The sequence below is a fragment of the Azospirillum sp. UFLA03-27 genome (assembly GCF_059803775.1).
In genome coordinates this window covers 19,228-36,886 of sequence record NZ_JAUQTX010000035.1, presented here as the reverse complement: position 1 = coordinate 36,886, position 17,659 = coordinate 19,228, and the positions used below count along the sequence as shown (strand labels likewise).

Here is a 17,659-nt window from a genome sequence, read left to right as displayed (position 1 = left end):
CGCGATAGCTGTTATAGTCTCGTGGGCTCGGAGATGTGTATAAGAGACAGGTGGCGGCCTGCGCCGGGGGCTCCACCCTGGGAGCAGCAGCGGCGAGCGGTTCCGCTGCCGACGCCGACGCGGGTGCCGTCAGCACCGGCAAGGGAAGCAGCGGCGCCAGAGCCTGCGGCGGCGCCTTCCCCGCCGCTCCCAGCGGCGTCAGCCGGGGCAGAACGGCGGTCGGCGGCGGGCGCGGCGTGAAGGTCGGTTCGGCCTCGTCCGCCCGCGCCGAGGGGCCGCCGAACAGCGCCAGAAGTCCGAGAAGGGGAAGGGCGACCCGGCGCATCCGCCGCCTCAGTCCACGACGACGCGGGCGATCAGCGCAGGCAGGGTCTGGCAGCGGAACAGCCCGTCCAGGGTCTGCTGCTCGGTCAGGCGCAGCGACAGGACGCAGCCGTAGGCGTTCACCGTCAGGGTGGTCTGCGCCAGCGTGCCCATGGCGGCGGAGGGCTTGGCGATGCTGTAGCCGGGGGCGCCCAAACGTCCCGCGAGCGCGCCGTTGACGGGGTTGACGGAATCGATCTCCAGCGTCAGCGGACCCAGGTTGTTCAGCACCGTTTCGGAATGCGGGTCCTCCTTCGTCGCGTAGAGCTGCACCGGCACCGCCTTGCGGCGGGCGATCCAGTCCTTCAGCGCCAGATTGCCCAGCACCGCGTCGCGGCTCTGCAGCGCCGCCTCCATGGCGATCTGGCGCAGCGACGGATCGTTGCCGCCCAGCGCCGCCTCGTAGGCGGCGATCCGCGACGGGCGGTCCGCGCCCTGAATCCGGGTGCGCAGGTCGGCGATCCGCGCCGCACGGGCCTCCTCCTGCCGCCGTTCGGCGGCGGCGCGCTCCTCCTCCGCCTTGGTGGCGGCGACCTGCCGGGCGAGCAGATCCTCCTCGCGGCGGCGGCGGGCGTCCTCCTCGGCGCCGCGGGCCTCGGCGTCGCGGGCGATCTGCTCGCGCAAGCGGTTGGCCTCGGCGGAGCCGGCCAGCACCGGGCGGCCGGGAAGCTCTTCCAGCGGCTGGCCGATGCCTTCCAGCACCTCCGGGTTGCGCAGCTCGATGCGGGCATTCCAGCCGTTGGGGCCAAGCGTGGCGAGCGCCGTGGCGGTGAGCGTCTTTTCCAGACCGGCCTCGGCGACGGGGCGGATGAAGGTGATGGCGCCGTCCCGGCTTTCCACCATATAGGTCGGCTTGGCGAGCCGAAGCTTGGCCCCGATTCGGACGGCGACCCGCGATTCGGCGGATTTTGCGGCGGTCCTGCCCTCAGGCGCTGGCGCGGGAACCGGGTCCGCCGTCATCTCCTCGACGGTCCAGAGCGGCGGGACGAGGCGCGACACCTCGGCGCGGATGCGGTCGATGGGCAGGTCGGACGCGCGGGCCGGCAGGACGGGCGCCAGCCCGGCCATCAGCGTCACCGCGATCCCCCACGCCGCCGGTCGCACCATCGCTCGTTCTCCACCGGAAGTGACCACTACAGCTTGTGTCGGCCCATCGAAGCACTGGTACAGCGAAGGCGCCCGGGAAGGGAAGCGGCATTTGCCCGGGCCAAGGTTGCGCGGTGGCGGGAACGGTGAACTCCGAGCCGGGATCGCGACCCCCGGTCGAAATTGGCTTTGTGCCCACACGCCGCTTGCAATATCATCATACAAGTGAATGTATATTCGCCGGAAACGCGAGCGCCTTTCCGCAACGGCAGGGGACCAAGGGCAACGATATGGCGGGCAGACAGGGGAACAAGGAAGGGCCGGTCCTGGTCTGTCGCAATGTCAAGGTTTCGGGCCGACGCACCAGTCTTCGGATGGAGCCCTATATTTGGGACTCCTTGAAGGAAATCTGTGAGCGTGAGGGGCTGACTCTGAACGACATCTGCACCCAGATCGATCAAAGGCGCGGGGAGGCGAATTTGACCGCCTCGATCCGCGTCTTCATTGTCAGCTATTTCCGCAACGCCATCGGAAGCCGCGGCTTCTCCGAAGATGGGCCGTCCAGCATTCTGCGCAAGGCCATGGACGACGCCATCCCGCCCTTCGATTGAATCGAGGAGCGGGACGCCGTCCCTCTTACCAGCGCAGGCTGGGCAGGCCGTAGGTCGGCTGGTGGCCGGATGCCGCGGCGGCGGCGGCCAGCTTGGCCGGATCGACCGCCTCGCCCCAGGCCCCGCCCAACTCTTCGCGATGAATGCCGAAGGTGACCAGCGCCACGTCGATCCCGGCGGCGTTGGCCCCGGCCACGTCGGTGCGCAGGCTGTCGCCCACCGCCAGGATGCGCCCCTTGTCCTTGATGCCCATCAGCGACAGGCAGCGGTCATAGACCGGGGCGTGCGGCTTGCCATGCCAGAAGACGTCGCCGCCCATCTCCTCGTAACGCTGGGCCAGCGTGCCGGCGCAGATGACCATCTGCTCGCCGACCATCACGATCAGGTCGGGGTTGGCGCAGACCATCGGCAGGTTGCGGCGGCGGCAGGCCTCCAGCGCCGGCTCGTAGACCGACAGCGATTCCCCGAAGTCGACGATGCCGGTGTTCACGACGAAATCGGCCTCGTCCGGCGATGCCGCGAGCGTGTAGCCCAGCCCCTCGTACACGTCCATGTCGCGGTCGGGCCCGATGTGGTACAGCCGCTGCCCCAGTGCTGCGTGCCACGGGTCGTCGCGGTCGCGCAGCGCGTCATAGGCGGCCTCGCCCGAGGTCATGACATGGTGGTAGCGCTCGCGCCCGATTCCCATGCCGTCGAGCTTGGCGATGACGCCGCCGGTGCGGCGCGGCGCGTTGGACAGCAGGCAGATCACCTTGCCCGCCGCGCGCAGCCGGTCCAGGCACTCCGGCACGCCGGGATAGGGCCGCTCACCGTCGTGCAGGACGCCCCACAGGTCGAGGATGACCCCGTCGTAACGGTCGATGACGGGGGCGATGCCGGAAAGCTGGGCGATGTCGGTCATGAGGTCCGGTGATGTGACGGGCGGGAGGAAGGGGGGCGGCTCAGCGGCCCTGCCGGGCGCGCCGGGGCTCGGCGAGAAGCTCCGCATAGACGGCCAGCGTGTCGGCGCACATGCGCTGCTTGGTGTAGCGCTCGGCGACGAAGGCGCGGGCGCGGGCGCCGATGGCGTCGCGCTGCTCCGTCGTCAGGGACAGCGCCTCGTCCAGCGCCTTGGCCAGCGCGTCGGGATCGGCGGGCGGCACCACCCAGGCGGTCTCGCCGGGAATCACCGTCTCCTGGTAGGCGCCGATGGCGGACACGATCACCGGGCGGCCCATCGCCTGCGCCTCCACGATCACCCGCCCGAAGGCTTCCGGCTCCTGCGAGGCGGAGACGACGACGGTGGACAGCCGGTAGGCGGCGGCCATGTCGTTGCAATGGTCGGTCATCGTGACGACGCCTTCCAGCCCGGCGCGGCGCACCTGCTCCTCCAACTCCTGCCGGTAGCCGGTGCGGCCCTGGTCGGACCCGACGAGCAACGCGCAGACGTCCTTGCGCCCCAGCTTCGCCAGCGCGTCGATCAGCACCGTCTGGCCCTTCCAGCGGGTCAGGCGGCCGGGCAGCAGGATCACCGGCTTGTCGTCCGGCAGCCGCCATTTCTGGGCGAGCTGGATCATGCGGGCGGAGCTGACACGCTCCGGCGCGAAGGACAGCGGGTCGATGCCGCGGTGGATGGTGCGGATGACCGCCGGATCGACGTCGTAATTCTCCAGGATGTGGCGGCGGATGAAGCCGGAGATGGCGATGATCCGCTCGCCCCGCGCCATCACCGAATTGTACCAGCGCTTCAGCCCGTTCTTGTAATTGTACGGGGCGTGGAAGGTGGTCATGTAGCGCGCGCCGGTCGCCTGGCAGGCCAGCCAGGCGCTCCAGGCCGGGGCGCGGGAGCGGGCGTGCACGATGTCCACGTCGTTCTCCCGGATGATCGCCTCCAGCTTGCGCGCGTTGCGGCGGATGACCAGCGGGTTCTTGGAGGCCAGCGGCAGGGTGATGTGGCGGATGCCGGCGCGGTCCAACTCCGCCGCCATCGGCCCGCCTTCGGACGCCACCAGCGGCAAAGCTCCGGCCTGGGCCAGCGCCAGCGCCACGTCGATGCAGCCGCGCTCGGCCCCGCCGGTGACCAGCGCCGGCAGCACCTGGAGAACGACGGGCCGGCGACCGGCGGCCGCGAAGGCGCCCTTCGCGAAGGCGTTGGCCGGGTTGCGCGGGTCCTCGCCGGTGCTAAGCTGGGATTCGACGTCCATAGTCACAGATTCCTAAAGTCCTGGCCCACAGAGGTGTCCGATATGAACGAACCCGCAGCCGGCCCCGTCCCGTCGCCGGGCGGCGCGCACCATAGCCTGAAGCGCGGCGCCGCGACCATAGCCTATCGTCACACCCCCGGCCGCGACCCGGAAGGGCTGGCCCCCGGCGTGATGTTTCTGGGCGGCTTCATGTCCGACATGACCGGCAGCAAGGCGCTGGCCCTGGAGGAATGGGCGGCGGGCGAGGGGCTGTCCTTCACCCGTTTCGACTATCAGGGGCATGGCGCCTCCAGCGGACGGTTCGACGAGGGCACCATCGGGCTGTGGGCCGACGACGCGCTGGCCGTCCTGGATCGCGTGACGGTGGGGCCGCAGATCCTCGTCGGTTCCTCCATGGGCGGCTGGATGATGCTGCTGACCGCGTTGCGCCGTCCGGAGCGGGTGGCCGGCCTGGTCGGCATCGCCGCCGCCCCGGACTTCACCGAAGACCTGATGTGGGACCTCTTCGACGAGTCCGTCCGCCGCGAGATCCTGGAGACGGGCCGCTGGCTGCGCCCCTCCGACTACGGGCCGGAGCCGCAGCCGATCACCCGTGCCCTGATCGAGGACGGGCGCAACCACCTGCTGCTGCGCCAGCCCATCGCCTTCGACAAGCCGGTGCGCCTGCTGCACGGCATGGCCGACCCGGATGTGCCCTGGCAGGTCAGCCTGACCCTGGCCGATCGCCTTAGCAGTTCGGATGTGCGGGTGACGCTGGTGAAGGACGGCGACCACCGCCTGTCGCGCGACCAGGACATCGACCTGCTGTGCCGCACGGTGGGCGATCTCGTCCGCGGCCTCGGCTGAGGGAAGGTGGCTTCGATCCGCCCCGCGGATCATCCCGAAGGCGGCGCAAGATTTTTCCAAAAAAGTGATATCAGGGGCTTGCGCGCCGCCTTCGGGCTGGATATAAACGCGGCCTCTGCGGAGGGGTGGCCGAGTGGTTGAAGGCGCACGCCTGGAAAGTGTGTATACCTCAAAAGGGTATCGAGGGTTCGAATCCCTCTCCCTCCGCCAGTTCATTTTCCCCCTTTAGAAACAAGGGATTTTTTGTCGCTTTCCTCTTTAAGCGGCAATTGGTGCTTATGCGAGAGAGTGCATCACGCATAAGCGAGGCCGATGGGCCGGTCGCCTGTCCGGCATGGATCTACAACAACCGCAACCTCGTCGAGCGCTTTTGGGCCAGGATCAAGGAGTGGCGGGCAATTGCCACCCGCTACGAGACAACTGCCAACTCCTTCATGGGCGTCCTTTGCCTCGCCGCCGCCCTCGATTGGATCAAGCGCTAACAGCCCCTACTACAATCGCCAACGCCTCTACTCGGCGATTGGCTACAGAACTCCTGAGCAGGCCAAGTTGCAGGTCGCATAACCCGCTGTCCATTGTGCCGGGGGGATGCTCACGGTCTCTCTCCGCCAAAACCAGACACCAACGCTTGGTACGGGTCACGACAGGTGGGTCGGTTCGCCGGCGTCATGGATCAGCACGACGACGGACCGCGCTTCCACCAGATAGGACAACTCACTCAGCGTCGGCGCTAAGCTCCACTCGACGATATCACATGGGGGGGCGAGCGAGGTGTCGATCCATCGGTGCCATGGGCCAACACTGCCGTCATTTGCTGGCGGAAGTTCAAAGCGAAGCGGTTTCCAGTAGGCGTTCAGGATCAGGTAAATGCGAAGCCGGCCCTGCTCCACCTTCGCTTCGACGGCGATGCTGTGGGAATCGCGGCTCCAATCCGGTTGCTCGGGGGTCACGCCGTGCCAGGTTATCTTCGCCTTCCGGAGCAGCTGCCGCAAAGGCACCCGCTCGTACATCCTGTCCCGCAGGCTTCGGCGTGTGTTGAGCACAGTCACGAACCGGTGCACGTCCGCGTGCGTCTCGACCAGCGTCCAATCAAACCAACTGGTTTCGTTGTCCTGGCAGTAGGCGTTGTTGTTGCCGGACTGAGTGCGCCGCGCCTCGTCGCCCATCGTGATCATCGGGACGCCGAGCGATAGCATCGTCACGGTCAGGAAATTCTTTACCTGACGGTTTCTCAGCCGCTCGATTGCCGGGTCGTCGGTCGGGCCTTCGACGCCGCAGTTCCAACTGCGGTTGTCGTCCGCGCCATCGCGATTGCCTTCGCCGTTCGCCTCGTTGTGCTTGCGGTCGTAGGACACCACGTCGTTGAGCGTAAAGCCGTCATGGCAGGTCACGAAGTTGACGCTTTGTTCAGCCTCCCGCTCCTCATGCCCATAGATCTCCGGGCTGCCCAGGATGCGGTCCGCGATCTGGGTCACCGATCCCGGTTCACCGCGGAAAAACGCACGCACGTCGTCACGGAACCGTCCGTTCCATTCCTTCCAGCTGTCGCCGACGAAACTGCCGACCTGATAAAGGCCCGCCGCGTCCCAAGCCTCGGCGATCAGCTTCGTACCGGCAAGCGCCGGTTCCGTTTCGATGTCCCACAGGATCGGTGCGTTCGGGATCGGATGCCCCGATGTGTCGCGGGACAGAACCGAGGCCAGATCGAAGCGGAAGCCGTCCACATGCATCGTCTCGACCCAGTATCGAAGGCTGTCCACGATCATGCGCCGGACGACAGGGTGATTGGCGTTCAAGGTGTTCCCGGTGCCCGTGTAGTTGGCGTAGCGGGATCGGTCGTCTTCGAGAAGATAATAGGTGGGATTGTCCAACCCTCGGAAACACAGGGTCGGCCCGCTGTGGTCGCCTTCCGCCGTGTGGTTGAAAACGACGTCGAGGATGACTTCGATGCCGCCGCGGTGCAGAGCCTTGACCGTGTCGCGGAACTCGTCCAGCGGACCGAGCGGATCGGAACGCGAACTGTACGCCGCATGCGGCGCAAAGAACGAGACCGGCGCGTATCCCCAGTAATTGACCTTTCCCGGCGGGCAATCCTGCGCATCGAATTGGAACACCGGCAGCAGCTCCACCGCGGTGACGCCCAATTTCTGAAGGTACGGAATCTTCTCGATCAGCCCGGCAAACGTGCCGCGGGTCTTCTCGCCGATGCCGGAACTGGGATGGCGTGTGAATCCGCGCACATGCATCTCATACACGATGGTCTGCGCGGACGACCGGTGCAACGGTGCGTCGCCTTCCCAATCGTAGGATCCCGGATCCACAACCACGCTTTTCATGGCGCCGCCGCAATCGTCTCCGGGTTTGCGGGCGTCGTCGCGGCTGTAGCGGTCCGGAACGACCACCGCGCGGCCATAGGGATCAAGGAGAAGCTTGTCCCGATCGAAGCGCAGGCCGTGGGCGGGGTCCCATGGCCCCTCGGCGCGATAACCATAGATTTGGCCGGCCGTCACGCCGGGAAGAAACACGTGCCAGTAATGATAGGTGCGATGGGTGGAGGGATCGAGGCGGATCACGCGCGCAGGCCCCGCATCCTCGGCGCTGTCGAAAAGCAGCAGCTCGATTCCGGTCGCGTGCTTCGAAAACAGGCTGAAGTTCGTCCCCTGGCCGGTGGGGATCGCTCCCAGCGGCGCCGCGGCTCCCCGAGCGGGGGGACTGGGCGTGCCGGTCCGCCCCGTATCCGCGTCCATCTGGACCGCCGATCCGTCCCTTACGGCACCGGGCATGGCTTCGCATCCCATATCTCGGCGGCGTATTCGGCGATGGTGCGATCGCTGGAGAACCGGCCGGACCCGGCAATGTTCATGATGACCTTGCGCGTCCAGTCCTGCGGGGCCGCGTAGGACGCCAGCAACCGCCGATCCGCCTCCAGATAAGCTGTGAGATCGGCGAGATGCATGAACCGGTCCCCGCCCGTCAGCAGAACGTTGCGCAGAGGTTCGAAGATGCCCGGTTCGTTGCGGCTGAAATGGTCGGAAAAGATCAGATCCAGCGCAGCGCGGGTTTCCGGTTCGTTGTGGTGATGCCAGAAAGGGCTGTACCAGCCGGCGCTGCCGCTCACCTGATCCGCCGTCAACCCGAACAGGAAGAAGTTCTCCTCGCCTGCGGCTTGCGCCATCTCGATCGTCGCGCCATCGCGCGTGCCGATCGTCAATGCGCCGTTCATCATGAGCTTCATGTTGCTGGTGCCGCTCGCCTCATAGCCCGCCGTCGAGATCTGGTTGGACACGTCGGAGGCGGGAATCAGCTTCTCGGCCAGGGACACGCCGTACTCGGGCAGGAACACCACCCTGAGGCGGCCGCGCGCCACCGGGTCGTCGTCGATGGCGACGGCGAGGTTGTTGAGGAATTTGATGATCACCTTGGCGAGACGGTAGGCGGGAGCCGCCTTTCCCGCGAAGAAGAAGGTCCGCGGCGCCATGTCGAGGCCGGGGTTCTGCCGCATCCGGTTGTAGAGCACGACGATCCGCAACGCGTTCAGAAGCTGCCGCTTGTATTCGTGGATGCGTTTGATCTGGCAGTCGAAGATCGTGTCGGGATCGACGGCGATGCCGCTGGTCGATGCAAGCCACGCCACGAAGCGGTGCTTCATGGCGCGCTTGGCCTCCCGCACGGCGTCCTGGAAAGCCCCGTCGTCGGCAAGCGGCGTCAGCTTGGCCAATTGGGACAGATCGGTGATCCATCCGTCCCCAATGGCGTCGGTGATGCAGCGGGAGAGGGCGGGGTTGGCCAGCCGAAGCCAACGCCGGGGCGTCACGCCGTTGGTCTTGTTGCTGAAGCGCTCGGGATACAGTTCGGCCAGATCCTTGACCGTCACGGTGCGCAGCAGATCGGAATGGATCGCAGCGACCCCGTTGGTGCTGTGCGATCCGACGATGGCGAGGTTGGCCATCTGGATCTTCCGCGGACCGCCCTCCTCGACCAAGCTCACACGCTCGATACGGCCCTCATCGCCGGGAAAGCGGGCCCGCACTTCGTCGAGAAGCCGGCGGTTGATCTCCAGGATGATCTCCAGGTGGCGCGGCAGCAGAAGCTCGAACCAGGGCAGCGGCCATTTTTCGAGCGCCTCGGGCAGCAGGGTGTGATTCGTGTAGGCGAGTGTCCGCCGCGTGAGGTCCCACGCCTCCTCCCAGCCGAGCCCCGCGTCGTCGAGCAGGATCCGCATCAGTTCGGACACCGTCAGGCTCGGGTGGGTGTCGTTGAGCTGGACGGCGACCTTGTCGGGAAGCACCCGCCAATCGGCCGGGCTGCCGACCAAATTGGTCCGGCGGAAGCGCCGCACGAGATCCGCCAGGGAACAGGCGACCAGAAAATACTCCTGCACGAAACGCAGGCCCTGACCCATGCTCGTCGAATCGTCGGGGTACAGGACCCGTGTGAGGGACTCCGCCGAGAGCCGTTCGGCGAGCGCGCTGACGAAGTCGCCGGCGCTGAACGCCTGGAAGTCCAGCGCGTGCGGTGCCGCCGCCGCCCAGAGCCGCAATGTGTTGATCGTTCGGCCGCCGTATCCGATGACGGGGCGGTCATACGGAATGCCGAGCAGGCTGGACGGCCGGCCGGGCACGGCGGCGAACGTCCCGTTGCGCACCTCGAACGAGCAGCCAAGCCTGATCTCCACGGCCTCCTGCGGCCGGGCGACCTCCCAGGGATCGGGCCGGCGCAGCCAGTTGTCGGGCTGTTCCTGCTGCCAGCCATCCCGCAGGCTCTGCCGGAAAATGCCGTATTCGTAGCGGAGCCCATATCCCATGGCCGGGATCTGCATCGTGGCCATGGAGTCGATGAAGCAGGCCGCCAACCGGCCAAGCCCCCCGTTCCCCAGCCCGGCGTCGGGCTCCTCGTCGAGCAGGGCAAGCCAGTCGATCCCCTTCTCGTCGGCGACCCGCGCCACGACCGGATCGAGAAGAAGGTTCATGACGTTGTTGGCCAGGGAGCGCCCGATGAGGAACTCCAGGGAAAGGTAATAGACGCGTTTCGGGTTCTCGCGTTCGTAGGTCTGCTCGGTGCGAAGCCACCGCTGTGACAGCACGTCGCGCACGGAGCGGGCGACCGCCTCGTAGCGTTCGCGGGGACCGACCGACGTGGGATCGACCACATGGTCGAACATCAGGTGCCGCTCGTAGAGCGCGTCGTGCGTTCCGGTGAAGTGGATCGGGCCGCACCCGTATCGCTGGAGCAGATCCGTCGATCCGGAGACGTTCGACGCGGTTGCGTCGGCCATGGTCATGTCGCTGCTCATGGCGTTTCCTCCTCGCCCGGTCGGAGCCGCCACGCCATCCGACGGATGGCCCGACCATCGTCTTATGGTTCAAACATTGTCGGCTTCGGTCGAGGCGGCTGCGACCGCTCCGGTTTGGCCCGCGCCCGTCTGGTCCCATATCCATCCCGCGATCTCGGGCATGTCGTCGCCACACCGCCGGATGTGTTCCTTGTGCGCGATGAGCTTGTCGCGCATTGCCTGCTTGACGTAGGCGGCGCTCGCGCCGAGCGCCGGAACCCGGTCGATCACGTCGCCCACGAGGTGGAACCGGTCGAGATCGTTCAGCACGCACATGTCGAAGGGCGTGCTGGTGGTGCCCTCCTCCTTGTAGCCACGCACATGCAGGTTCCCGTGGCCGGCCCGCCGGTAAGTCAGCCGGTGAATGAGCCAGGGATAGCCGTGGAAGGCGAAGATGATCGGTTTGTCGGTGGTGAACAGCGCATCGAAGTCGCGATCCGGAAGCCCGTGCGGATGCTCCCCCGGGGGCTGCAAGGTCATGAGATCGACGACGTTGATGACGCGGGCCTTCAGGTCCGGGGCGTAATGGCGCAGGAGATCGACCGCCGCCAGGGTCTCCAGCGTCGGCACGTCGCCGCAGCAGGCCATCACCACATCGGGTTCGCCGCCGCGGTCGTTGCTGGCCCATTCCCAGATCCCCAGGCCGGCCGTGCAATGCCTGATGGCTTCATCCATCGTCAACCACTGCGGGGCCGGTTGCTTCCCGGCGACGACGACGTTGACGCAGTTCCGGCTGCGCAGGCAATGGTCCGTGACCGACAGCAGGCAATTGGCATCGGGTGGCAGATAGACCCGGACGACGTCGGCCTTCTTGTTCACCACATGGTCGATGAAGCCGGGGTCCTGGTGACTGAAGCCGTTGTGGTCCTGGCGCCAGACATGGCTGGACAGCAGGTAGTTCAGCGAGGCGACGGGACGCCGCCAGGGAATGGTCCGGCAGACCTTCAGCCACTTGGCGTGCTGGTTGAACATCGAATCGACGATGTGGATGAAGGCTTCGTAGCAGGAGAAGAATCCATGTCGGCCCGTCAGCAGATAGCCTTCGAGCCACCCCTGGCATTGGTGTTCGCTGAGCATCTCCATGACCCGGCCGTCCGGGGCGAGATGGTCGTCCCACGGGACGGTGTCGGCAACCCATGTCCGGTCCGTGACCTGGAGCACGTCCTGCCAGCGGTTGGAGTTGTTCTCATCGGGACTGAAGAGCCGGAAGTTCCGCGCGTCGAGGTTCAGCTTCATCACATCGCGGAGAAACTGCCCCATCACGCGGGTGGCTTCTGCGACAGCCACGCCGGGAGCCTCCACCGGGACGGCGTAGTCGCGGAAATCCGGAAGACGCAGATCGCGCAGGAGCGTGCCGCCATTGGCGTGCGGGTTGGCGCTCATACGGCGAATGCCGCGGGGGGCCAAGTCGGCGAGGTCGGGGCGGAGGCGGCCTCCCTCGTCGAAAAGCTCCTCGGGTCGGTAGCTTTTCATCCATTCTTCGAGAACACGCACATGGTCCGGGTTCTCATGCATTTCCCCCATCGGAACCTGATGCGAACGCCAGAAATCCTCGGCCCGCTTGCCGTCGATCTCCTTCGGGCATGTCCATCCCTTCGGTGTGCGGAGCACGATCAGGGGCCAGCGGGGACGCTGCGTGACCCCGTTTCGGCGCGCGTCGTCCTTGATCCGCCGAATGTCGGCGATGGCCGTGTCCAGAGTGGAGGCCATGCGTTCATGCATGTCGTCCGGTTCGTGGCCTTCCACGAAATAGGGGATGTATCCATACCCGCGGAACAGCTGCTCCAGCTCCTCGTGGCTGATCCGGGAGAGAATGGTGGGGTTGGCGATCTTGTAGCCGTTGAGGTGCAGGATCGGCAGAACGGCGCCATCGCTGAGCGGGTTGAGGAATTTGTTGGAATGCCAGCTCGTTGCCAGGGGTCCGGTTTCCGCCTCCCCGTCGCCGACGATGCAGGCGACAATCAGGTCGGGGTTGTCGAAGGCGGCTCCGTACGCGTGGGACACGGCGTATCCGAGTTCGCCGCCTTCATGAATCGAACCGGGCGTCTCCGGCGCCACGTGGCTGGGAATCCCGCCGGGAAACGAGAATTGTGTGAAGAGGCGCTTGATGCCCTCTTCGTCCGGCGAGATGTTCGGGTAGACTTCGCTGTATGTTCCCTCAAGATAGGCATTCGCGACCATGGCTGGTCCGCCATGCCCGGGACCGGCAATACAGATCATGTTCAGATCCAATTGCCGGATCATCCGGTTCAGATGGACATAGATGAAATTCAAGCCGGGTGTGGTTCCCCAATGCCCCAACAACCTCGGCTTTATGTGTTCGAGGGTAAGGGGAACTTTGAGCAATGGATTGTCATAAAGATAAATCTGTCCAACGGACAAATAGTTGGCTGCCCGCCAGTATACGTCAATGAGAGCCTTTTCCTCGACTGACAGCGCTTCGGCCATGCCCGCCTCCCGCAGCCCTGGTGATGTGACGCGGTCCTCTGCGATGCCACGCCCGACCTCTCGGCGTTGGATCGGGTCGGTGTGCGGCATCCATCATTCCACCAAGCGTGGCAGCGGTCAGAGTGCCAGTGCCCGCCCATTCCGTCTCGGTCTCATCGGTGTATGACCTGGGTCCGGCATCCGCTTCGCGGGATGCGAAAAAGCGCTTTTGTTCGGCAACGCCCCTTCAGCCGATGGAAACGATGAACTCGAAGGGCGATCCCCAGCCGCCCGCAACGACGCGGTTCTCACCGTGGTTCAGAAGGGCGGTGTCCCTCATGAAATCGTGCCCGATCGGCTGCCCGTTGACGACCGTCCCAAGCGTGCTGCCAAGATCGGACACGAGCAGCCGGCCCTGGCTGCGGCTGATCATGAAGTGATCGCGCGACAGGCGAAACGGCGGCTGATCGTCGATGGACAGATCGGGTGACCGTGGGGGCGGTGCCTCGCCGTTGATCGGGAGCCGACCGACCACGAAGGGCAGTTGCCCAACCTGAATTGAGCTTGGACCGATCCGGCTGCGCAGGGAGTCCGACCCGGCGGTCAATAGAATGCGTTCGTTGTCGTTGGTAAGGGCCTCCGACGACGGCGCGCCGTTCTCCGCCAGTTCCGCCTCACGCGTCGAGAGCAGCAGGTCGCCGGCAATCTTGTCCTCGATCGTCCGCAGGCGGATGCTGAGACGCTGGATCAACCCGCGCGCCAGGGATGCGTCCCGGCTCACCCGGTCCAGGAACTCCTGCGGGGTGAGGACTTCCGCGGCGCCATCGCTGACAGCCCGGGCGGTGGCGCTCCGGCTGCGGCTTTCAATGACGCCCATCTCGCCCAGCCACTCGCCGCCCCGCACATGCCCGATCAGGATGGCGTTGTCGCCATTCTCGCGCAGGACTTCGATTTCCCCATGCTTGACCCAAAGAACGCAGTCGCTCGCGTCCCCCCGCCGGAACAGCAAATCGCCTGATTTGAACTGAATGGATTTGGCCATATCCGGATGTTCTCCGCTGTTTGGCCGTGCGTCGCAATGGCACGACAGGCGGGGATTCTGTACGATGAAAGCAGAAGTGAAACCCACCGAGAAAATGGACGCACACGACAGAGTTCCAACTCTCCTTTCTTTTGGTGCATCGTTTCATCGGACGACCAGACGGTCACGACTGTACGGCCGTGATTCTTTCCATCGCGCGTTCGATTGAACACGCAGTTCATGTCATCCATCGGATCAACCCAAGCATAAACCGGCACTTCGCCGTTTCCGGTGAACGGTCGTGTGTTGTCAGGTTGGTGGTAAACGGTCCGGCATGGCTGGTTGCCGGGCATGCTCACCAACCCGTACCGCGGTTTTCGTTTTCCCGCCGCGCTCCTCGCGCTGACACACAGGATGCTCAAGACGTACGGTTTCAAGACTACCCAGATCACCGCCCCAGATCACTGCCGAAAATCTGCAGTCCTTTGGAGCTGCGTTCTGCCGACGGCGGATCCATCAAAATTTGGCGGTCGATGAAAAGTAAAATCGCACTTCCTTAAGCTGGAGCCAAGCAGCCCTCTTATTTCGCAACTGCAAATTCGCAATTGCGAAATAAATATATTGCGCAAGTGATCTTGTCCTTTGATATGCCAAAAATCATTGGTTGGATACCGTATCATGTCCCTGTTCACGGCGTGGCGAAAGTCCTTTTCGCTCCGCCAAGTCCTTAGAAAACAATGAAAGCGACGAATAGTGACGTGGAAACCGTATCGAACTTATGTAACGGGCCGTCGAACAGTCAAGTTTGGGACTTCCATTCCCGGTCTCCATTCCTTGAAGGCCATTCAATGGACATTCAATGGACGTGACCGGTCGGCGCTGGAGCGGAAGACGCTCCGCCTCATTGCCCGCCTCATTGGAGGAAATCCTTGACGACAGGGAGATGACGGCAGGGAGGCGAGGATAGCGGAGAGGCAGCGATGACGACGGCTGACGTGAACGATCTCGTGTCGGTGAAAAACGCTGGCGTAGCGCAGACCCAGAAGTCGGACAAGCTGACCTTGCTCCCCCTCGTTGCGCTCGTTGTCGGCTCGATGATCGGCGGCGGCGTTTTCAATCTTCCATCGGACATGTCCAAAGGTGCGTCGCCCGGCGCCATCCTGATCGGCTGGATGATCACCGGCATCGGCATGATGATGCTCGCCTTCGTGTACCAAAACCTGGCCGTGCGCAAACCGAACCTGAACGCGGGCCCCTATGCCTATGCCAAGGCCGGCTTCGGACCGTTCGTCGGTTTCAACAGCGCCTGGGGCTATTGGCTGAGCGCCTTTCTTGGAAACGTGGCCTACGCGGTGGCCATCTTCTCGGCCCTGTCCCACTTCTTCCCCATCTTCGGCGACGGCAACAACCTGCCCTCCATCGTCGGCGCGTCGCTGTGCCTGTGGCTGATCCACGCGCTCGTGCTCAGCGGCATCAAACAGGCGGCCTTCGTGAACGTCGTCACCTCGATTGCCAAGCTGGTGCCGCTGTTCCTGTTCGTCCTGGTGGCCATCGTCGGCTTCCATTGGGATCGCTTCACGGTGGATTTCTGGGGAACCGGCGCCGGGTCCGGCACGGGCGGCCTCGGTTCGGTCATGGAGCAGGTGAAGAGCACCATGCTGGTGACTCTGTGGGTGTTCATCGGCATCGAGGGCGCCAGCGTCTATTCCGCCCGTGCGGCCCGCCGCTCCGACGTCGGGCGGGCGACCGTGATCGGTTTCGTCGGCGCGCTGGGAATCTACGTGCTGGTCTCGCTGCTGGCGACGGGCGTCCTGCGGCAACCCGAACTCGCCGACCTCAGGGTGCCGTCCATGGCGGGCGTGTTCGAGTCCCTCGTCGGCCCGTGGGGCGCCGCCCTGATCAACATCGGCTTGGTGATCTCGGTCGGCGGCGCCTTCCTCTCCTGGACGCTGCTGTGCGCGGAGATCCCCTACACCTGCGGCCGCGACGGGACTTTCCCGAAATGGTTCGCCGCGGAGAATGCCAACGGGTCGCCCGTGAACGCGCTCTGGGCAACCAATCTGCTGATCCAGCTCTTCCTCGCGCTCAGCTTCTTTTCGCGCAGCGCGTACCAGTTCTTCTACTTCATAGCCTCGGTCGCGATCCTTCCCCCCTACGTTCTGTCCGGCGCCTACGCGTTGAAACTGGCCCTGACCGGCGAAGGCTACGGTGCGGAATCGCGGACGAAGGGCATCCTGGTCGGTGCCTTGGCGACGGCCTACGGCCTCTGGCTCGTCTACGCGGCCGGCCTTCAGTACCTGCTGATGTGCGCGGTCCTCTTCGCACCGGGAATCCTCGTCTATGTCCGGGCCCGACGCGAGCACGGAGAGCGCGCCTTCACCAGTGTGGAGGTGGCCATCGCGGCGGCCATCGCTGTCCTCGCCGTGCTCGCCGCCTGGCTCATGTGGACCGGCACGATCAGCCCGCTGTGATGGCCGCCGCGCCGTCACAAGACAACAAGGCCCGCACGGAATACCGGGCCATCGAAGCAGGGAGATGCGTCATGTCTGAAGTCGGCGTGCATTCGGAAGTCGGCAAGCTGCGGACCGTCCTGGTTTGCCGGCCGTCGCTGGCGCACCAGCGCCTTACCCCCGGCAACTGCCACGACCTTCTGTTCGATGACGTCATCTGGGTGCACGAGGCGCAGAAGGACCATCACGACCTCGTGCTGAAGATGGAGGAGCGCGGGGTCGAGGTGCTGGACCTGCACGACCTGCTGGCGCAAACGCTCGACGATCCTCAGGCGCGCAGGTTCGTGCTCGACCGCCGCGTCACCGCCAACACCGTCGGGGTCGCCGCCGTGGAGGTCATGCGCCCCTGGCTGGACGAGATGCCGTCCAGGGAACTCGCCGTCCACCTCATCGGCGGCATCGCCATATCGGACCTGCCGGACAACACCGTGAGCGTGCTGTTGAACGAGGCGTTCGGTGGCACCGATTTCGTGCTGCCGCCGATCCCCAACACGCTGTTCCAGCGGGACCCGTCCTGCTGGATCTACAACGGCGTGACCTGCAACCCGATGTTCTGGCCCGCCCGCAAGCCGGAGACGCTGCTGCAGCGGGCGGTCTACAAGTTCCATCCCCGCTTCCGGGACGGCGGCTTCACGATCTGGTGGGGCGATTCGGACGAGGACTTCACCGGCGCCTCGCTGGAGGGTGGCGACGTGATGCCGATCGGCAAGGGCATCGTCCTCATCGGCATGGGAGAGCGCACCAACCGCCAGGCGGTCGGCCAGGTGACCCGCGCGCTGTTCCGCAACAACGCGGCGTCCCGGGTCATCGCCTGCCTGATGCCGAAAAGCCGTGCTGCCATGCATCTGGACACGGTGTTCTCGTTCTGCGACCGCGATCTGGTGACGGTCTTCCGGGAGGTTGTCGACCAGATCCGCTGTTACAGCGCCTATCCCCTGGACGACGAGGGACGCTTCGAGGTGCGGCCCGAGGCGAGGCCGCTGCTGGAGGTCGTGGCCGACGCGCTGGGCTACTCCAGGCTCCGCGTCGTCGGCACCGGCGGAAACGCCTACGAGGCGGAGCGCGAGCAATGGGACGACGGCAACAACGTCGTCGCCCTCGAACCCGGCGTGGTCGTGGCCTACGACCGCAACACCTACACCAACACGCTGCTGCGCAAGGCCGGCGTCGAGGTCATCACCGTCCGCGGGGCGGAACTCGGCCGGGGACGGGGCGGCGGCCACTGCATGACCTGCCCGATCTGGCGGGAGCCCGCCTACTGACGACCAGCCGCGGACAAC

The 17,659-nt window shown here is 65.4% G+C and carries 11 protein-coding genes, 1 tRNA gene and 2 pseudogenes; 6 read left to right on the top strand and 8 right to left on the bottom strand.

Annotated elements, in window-relative coordinates:
• Nucleotides 1-325: pseudogene (locus tag Q4I23_RS07985) on the bottom strand (hypothetical protein); the annotation flags it as partial.
• Nucleotides 326-333: 8 nt separating this feature from the next.
• On the bottom strand, nucleotides 334-1,470 hold the full coding sequence (locus tag Q4I23_RS07980; RefSeq protein ID WP_498525833.1) for a hypothetical protein: 1,137 nt from the start codon (nucleotides 1,468-1,470) through the stop codon (nucleotides 334-336).
• A gap of 269 nt (nucleotides 1,471-1,739) precedes the next feature.
• Here Q4I23_RS07980 and Q4I23_RS07975 point away from each other — a divergent pair, with 269 nt between their 5' ends.
• On the top strand, nucleotides 1,740-2,060 hold the full coding sequence (locus Q4I23_RS07975; protein WP_082188189.1) for a ribbon-helix-helix domain-containing protein: 321 nt from the start codon (nucleotides 1,740-1,742) through the stop codon (nucleotides 2,058-2,060).
• Nucleotides 2,061-2,085: 25 nt separating this feature from the next.
• Here Q4I23_RS07975 and Q4I23_RS07970 read toward each other — a convergent pair whose 3' ends face one another.
• Both Q4I23_RS07970 and Q4I23_RS07965 read right to left on the bottom strand, forming a co-directional pair.
• On the bottom strand, nucleotides 2,086-2,961 hold the full coding sequence (locus tag Q4I23_RS07970; protein WP_498525832.1) for a TIGR01459 family HAD-type hydrolase: 876 nt from the start codon (nucleotides 2,959-2,961) through the stop codon (nucleotides 2,086-2,088).
• Between the two features lie 40 nt (nucleotides 2,962-3,001).
• Complete coding sequence (locus Q4I23_RS07965; RefSeq protein ID WP_498525831.1) at nucleotides 3,002-4,243, bottom strand: glycosyltransferase family 4 protein; 1,242 nt, start codon at nucleotides 4,241-4,243, stop codon at nucleotides 3,002-3,004.
• A gap of 42 nt (nucleotides 4,244-4,285) precedes the next feature.
• On the opposite strand from Q4I23_RS07965, the gene Q4I23_RS07960 reads away from it, so the two are divergent.
• The 3 genes and pseudogenes from Q4I23_RS07960 to Q4I23_RS07950 all read left to right on the top strand — a co-directional run.
• Complete coding sequence (locus tag Q4I23_RS07960) at nucleotides 4,286-5,089, top strand: alpha/beta hydrolase (protein WP_498525830.1); 804 nt, start codon at nucleotides 4,286-4,288, stop codon at nucleotides 5,087-5,089.
• A gap of 119 nt (nucleotides 5,090-5,208) precedes the next feature.
• Nucleotides 5,209-5,299 (top strand) — tRNA-Ser (locus tag Q4I23_RS07955).
• Between the two features lie 101 nt (nucleotides 5,300-5,400).
• Nucleotides 5,401-5,571 (top strand): annotated as a pseudogene (locus Q4I23_RS07950) (transposase); the annotation flags it as partial.
• A 156-nt stretch (nucleotides 5,572-5,727) separates the two neighbouring features.
• Here the strand turns inward: Q4I23_RS07950 and glgX are convergent.
• The 4 genes from glgX to Q4I23_RS07930 form a co-directional block, all read right to left on the bottom strand.
• Nucleotides 5,728-7,836, bottom strand: a complete 2,109-nt coding sequence (glgX, locus tag Q4I23_RS07945; RefSeq protein ID WP_498525829.1) for a glycogen debranching protein GlgX — start codon at nucleotides 7,834-7,836, stop codon at nucleotides 5,728-5,730.
• Between the two features lie 20 nt (nucleotides 7,837-7,856).
• Nucleotides 7,857-10,382, bottom strand: a complete 2,526-nt coding sequence (locus Q4I23_RS07940; protein WP_498525828.1) for a glycogen/starch/alpha-glucan phosphorylase — start codon at nucleotides 10,380-10,382, stop codon at nucleotides 7,857-7,859.
• A gap of 69 nt (nucleotides 10,383-10,451) precedes the next feature.
• Nucleotides 10,452-12,869, bottom strand: a complete 2,418-nt coding sequence (locus Q4I23_RS07935) for a phosphoketolase family protein (RefSeq protein WP_498525827.1) — start codon at nucleotides 12,867-12,869, stop codon at nucleotides 10,452-10,454.
• Between the two features lie 226 nt (nucleotides 12,870-13,095).
• Nucleotides 13,096-13,977, bottom strand: a complete 882-nt coding sequence (locus Q4I23_RS07930; protein ID WP_498525826.1) for a cyclic nucleotide-binding domain-containing protein — start codon at nucleotides 13,975-13,977, stop codon at nucleotides 13,096-13,098.
• Between the two features lie 872 nt (nucleotides 13,978-14,849).
• Between Q4I23_RS07930 and arcD the strand changes: the two genes are divergently transcribed.
• Together arcD and Q4I23_RS07920 are read left to right on the top strand one after the other, a co-directional pair.
• Nucleotides 14,850-16,340 carry an arginine-ornithine antiporter gene (arcD, locus tag Q4I23_RS07925; protein ID WP_498525825.1) on the top strand — a complete coding sequence of 497 codons (1,491 nt, stop codon included), beginning with the start codon at nucleotides 14,850-14,852 and terminating at the stop codon, nucleotides 16,338-16,340.
• Between the two features lie 71 nt (nucleotides 16,341-16,411).
• Complete coding sequence (locus tag Q4I23_RS07920) at nucleotides 16,412-17,641, top strand: arginine deiminase (RefSeq protein WP_149649711.1); 1,230 nt, start codon at nucleotides 16,412-16,414, stop codon at nucleotides 17,639-17,641.
• The last annotated feature ends 18 nt before the right edge of the window (nucleotides 17,642-17,659 follow it).

Bases quoted from the DNA above. Each gene is read 5' to 3' on its own strand.
- glgX (WP_498525829.1), bottom strand. From the start codon at position 7,836: ATGGACGCGGATACGGGGCGGACCGGCACGCCCAGTCCCCCCGCTCGG.
- Q4I23_RS07960 (WP_498525830.1), top strand. From the start codon at position 4,286: ATGAACGAACCCGCAGCCGGCCCCGTCCCGTCGCCGGGCGGCGCGCAC.
- Q4I23_RS07980 (WP_498525833.1), bottom strand. From the start codon at position 1,470: ATGGTGCGACCGGCGGCGTGGGGGATCGCGGTGACGCTGATGGCCGGG.
- Q4I23_RS07920 (WP_149649711.1), top strand. From the start codon at position 16,412: ATGTCTGAAGTCGGCGTGCATTCGGAAGTCGGCAAGCTGCGGACCGTC.
- Q4I23_RS07940 (WP_498525828.1), bottom strand. From the start codon at position 10,382: ATGAGCAGCGACATGACCATGGCCGACGCAACCGCGTCGAACGTCTCC.
- Q4I23_RS07970 (WP_498525832.1), bottom strand. From the start codon at position 2,961: ATGACCGACATCGCCCAGCTTTCCGGCATCGCCCCCGTCATCGACCGT.
- arcD (WP_498525825.1), top strand. From the start codon at position 14,850: ATGACGACGGCTGACGTGAACGATCTCGTGTCGGTGAAAAACGCTGGC.
- Q4I23_RS07935 (WP_498525827.1), bottom strand. From the start codon at position 12,869: ATGGCCGAAGCGCTGTCAGTCGAGGAAAAGGCTCTCATTGACGTATAC.
- Q4I23_RS07975 (WP_082188189.1), top strand. From the start codon at position 1,740: ATGGCGGGCAGACAGGGGAACAAGGAAGGGCCGGTCCTGGTCTGTCGC.
- Q4I23_RS07965 (WP_498525831.1), bottom strand. From the start codon at position 4,243: ATGGACGTCGAATCCCAGCTTAGCACCGGCGAGGACCCGCGCAACCCG.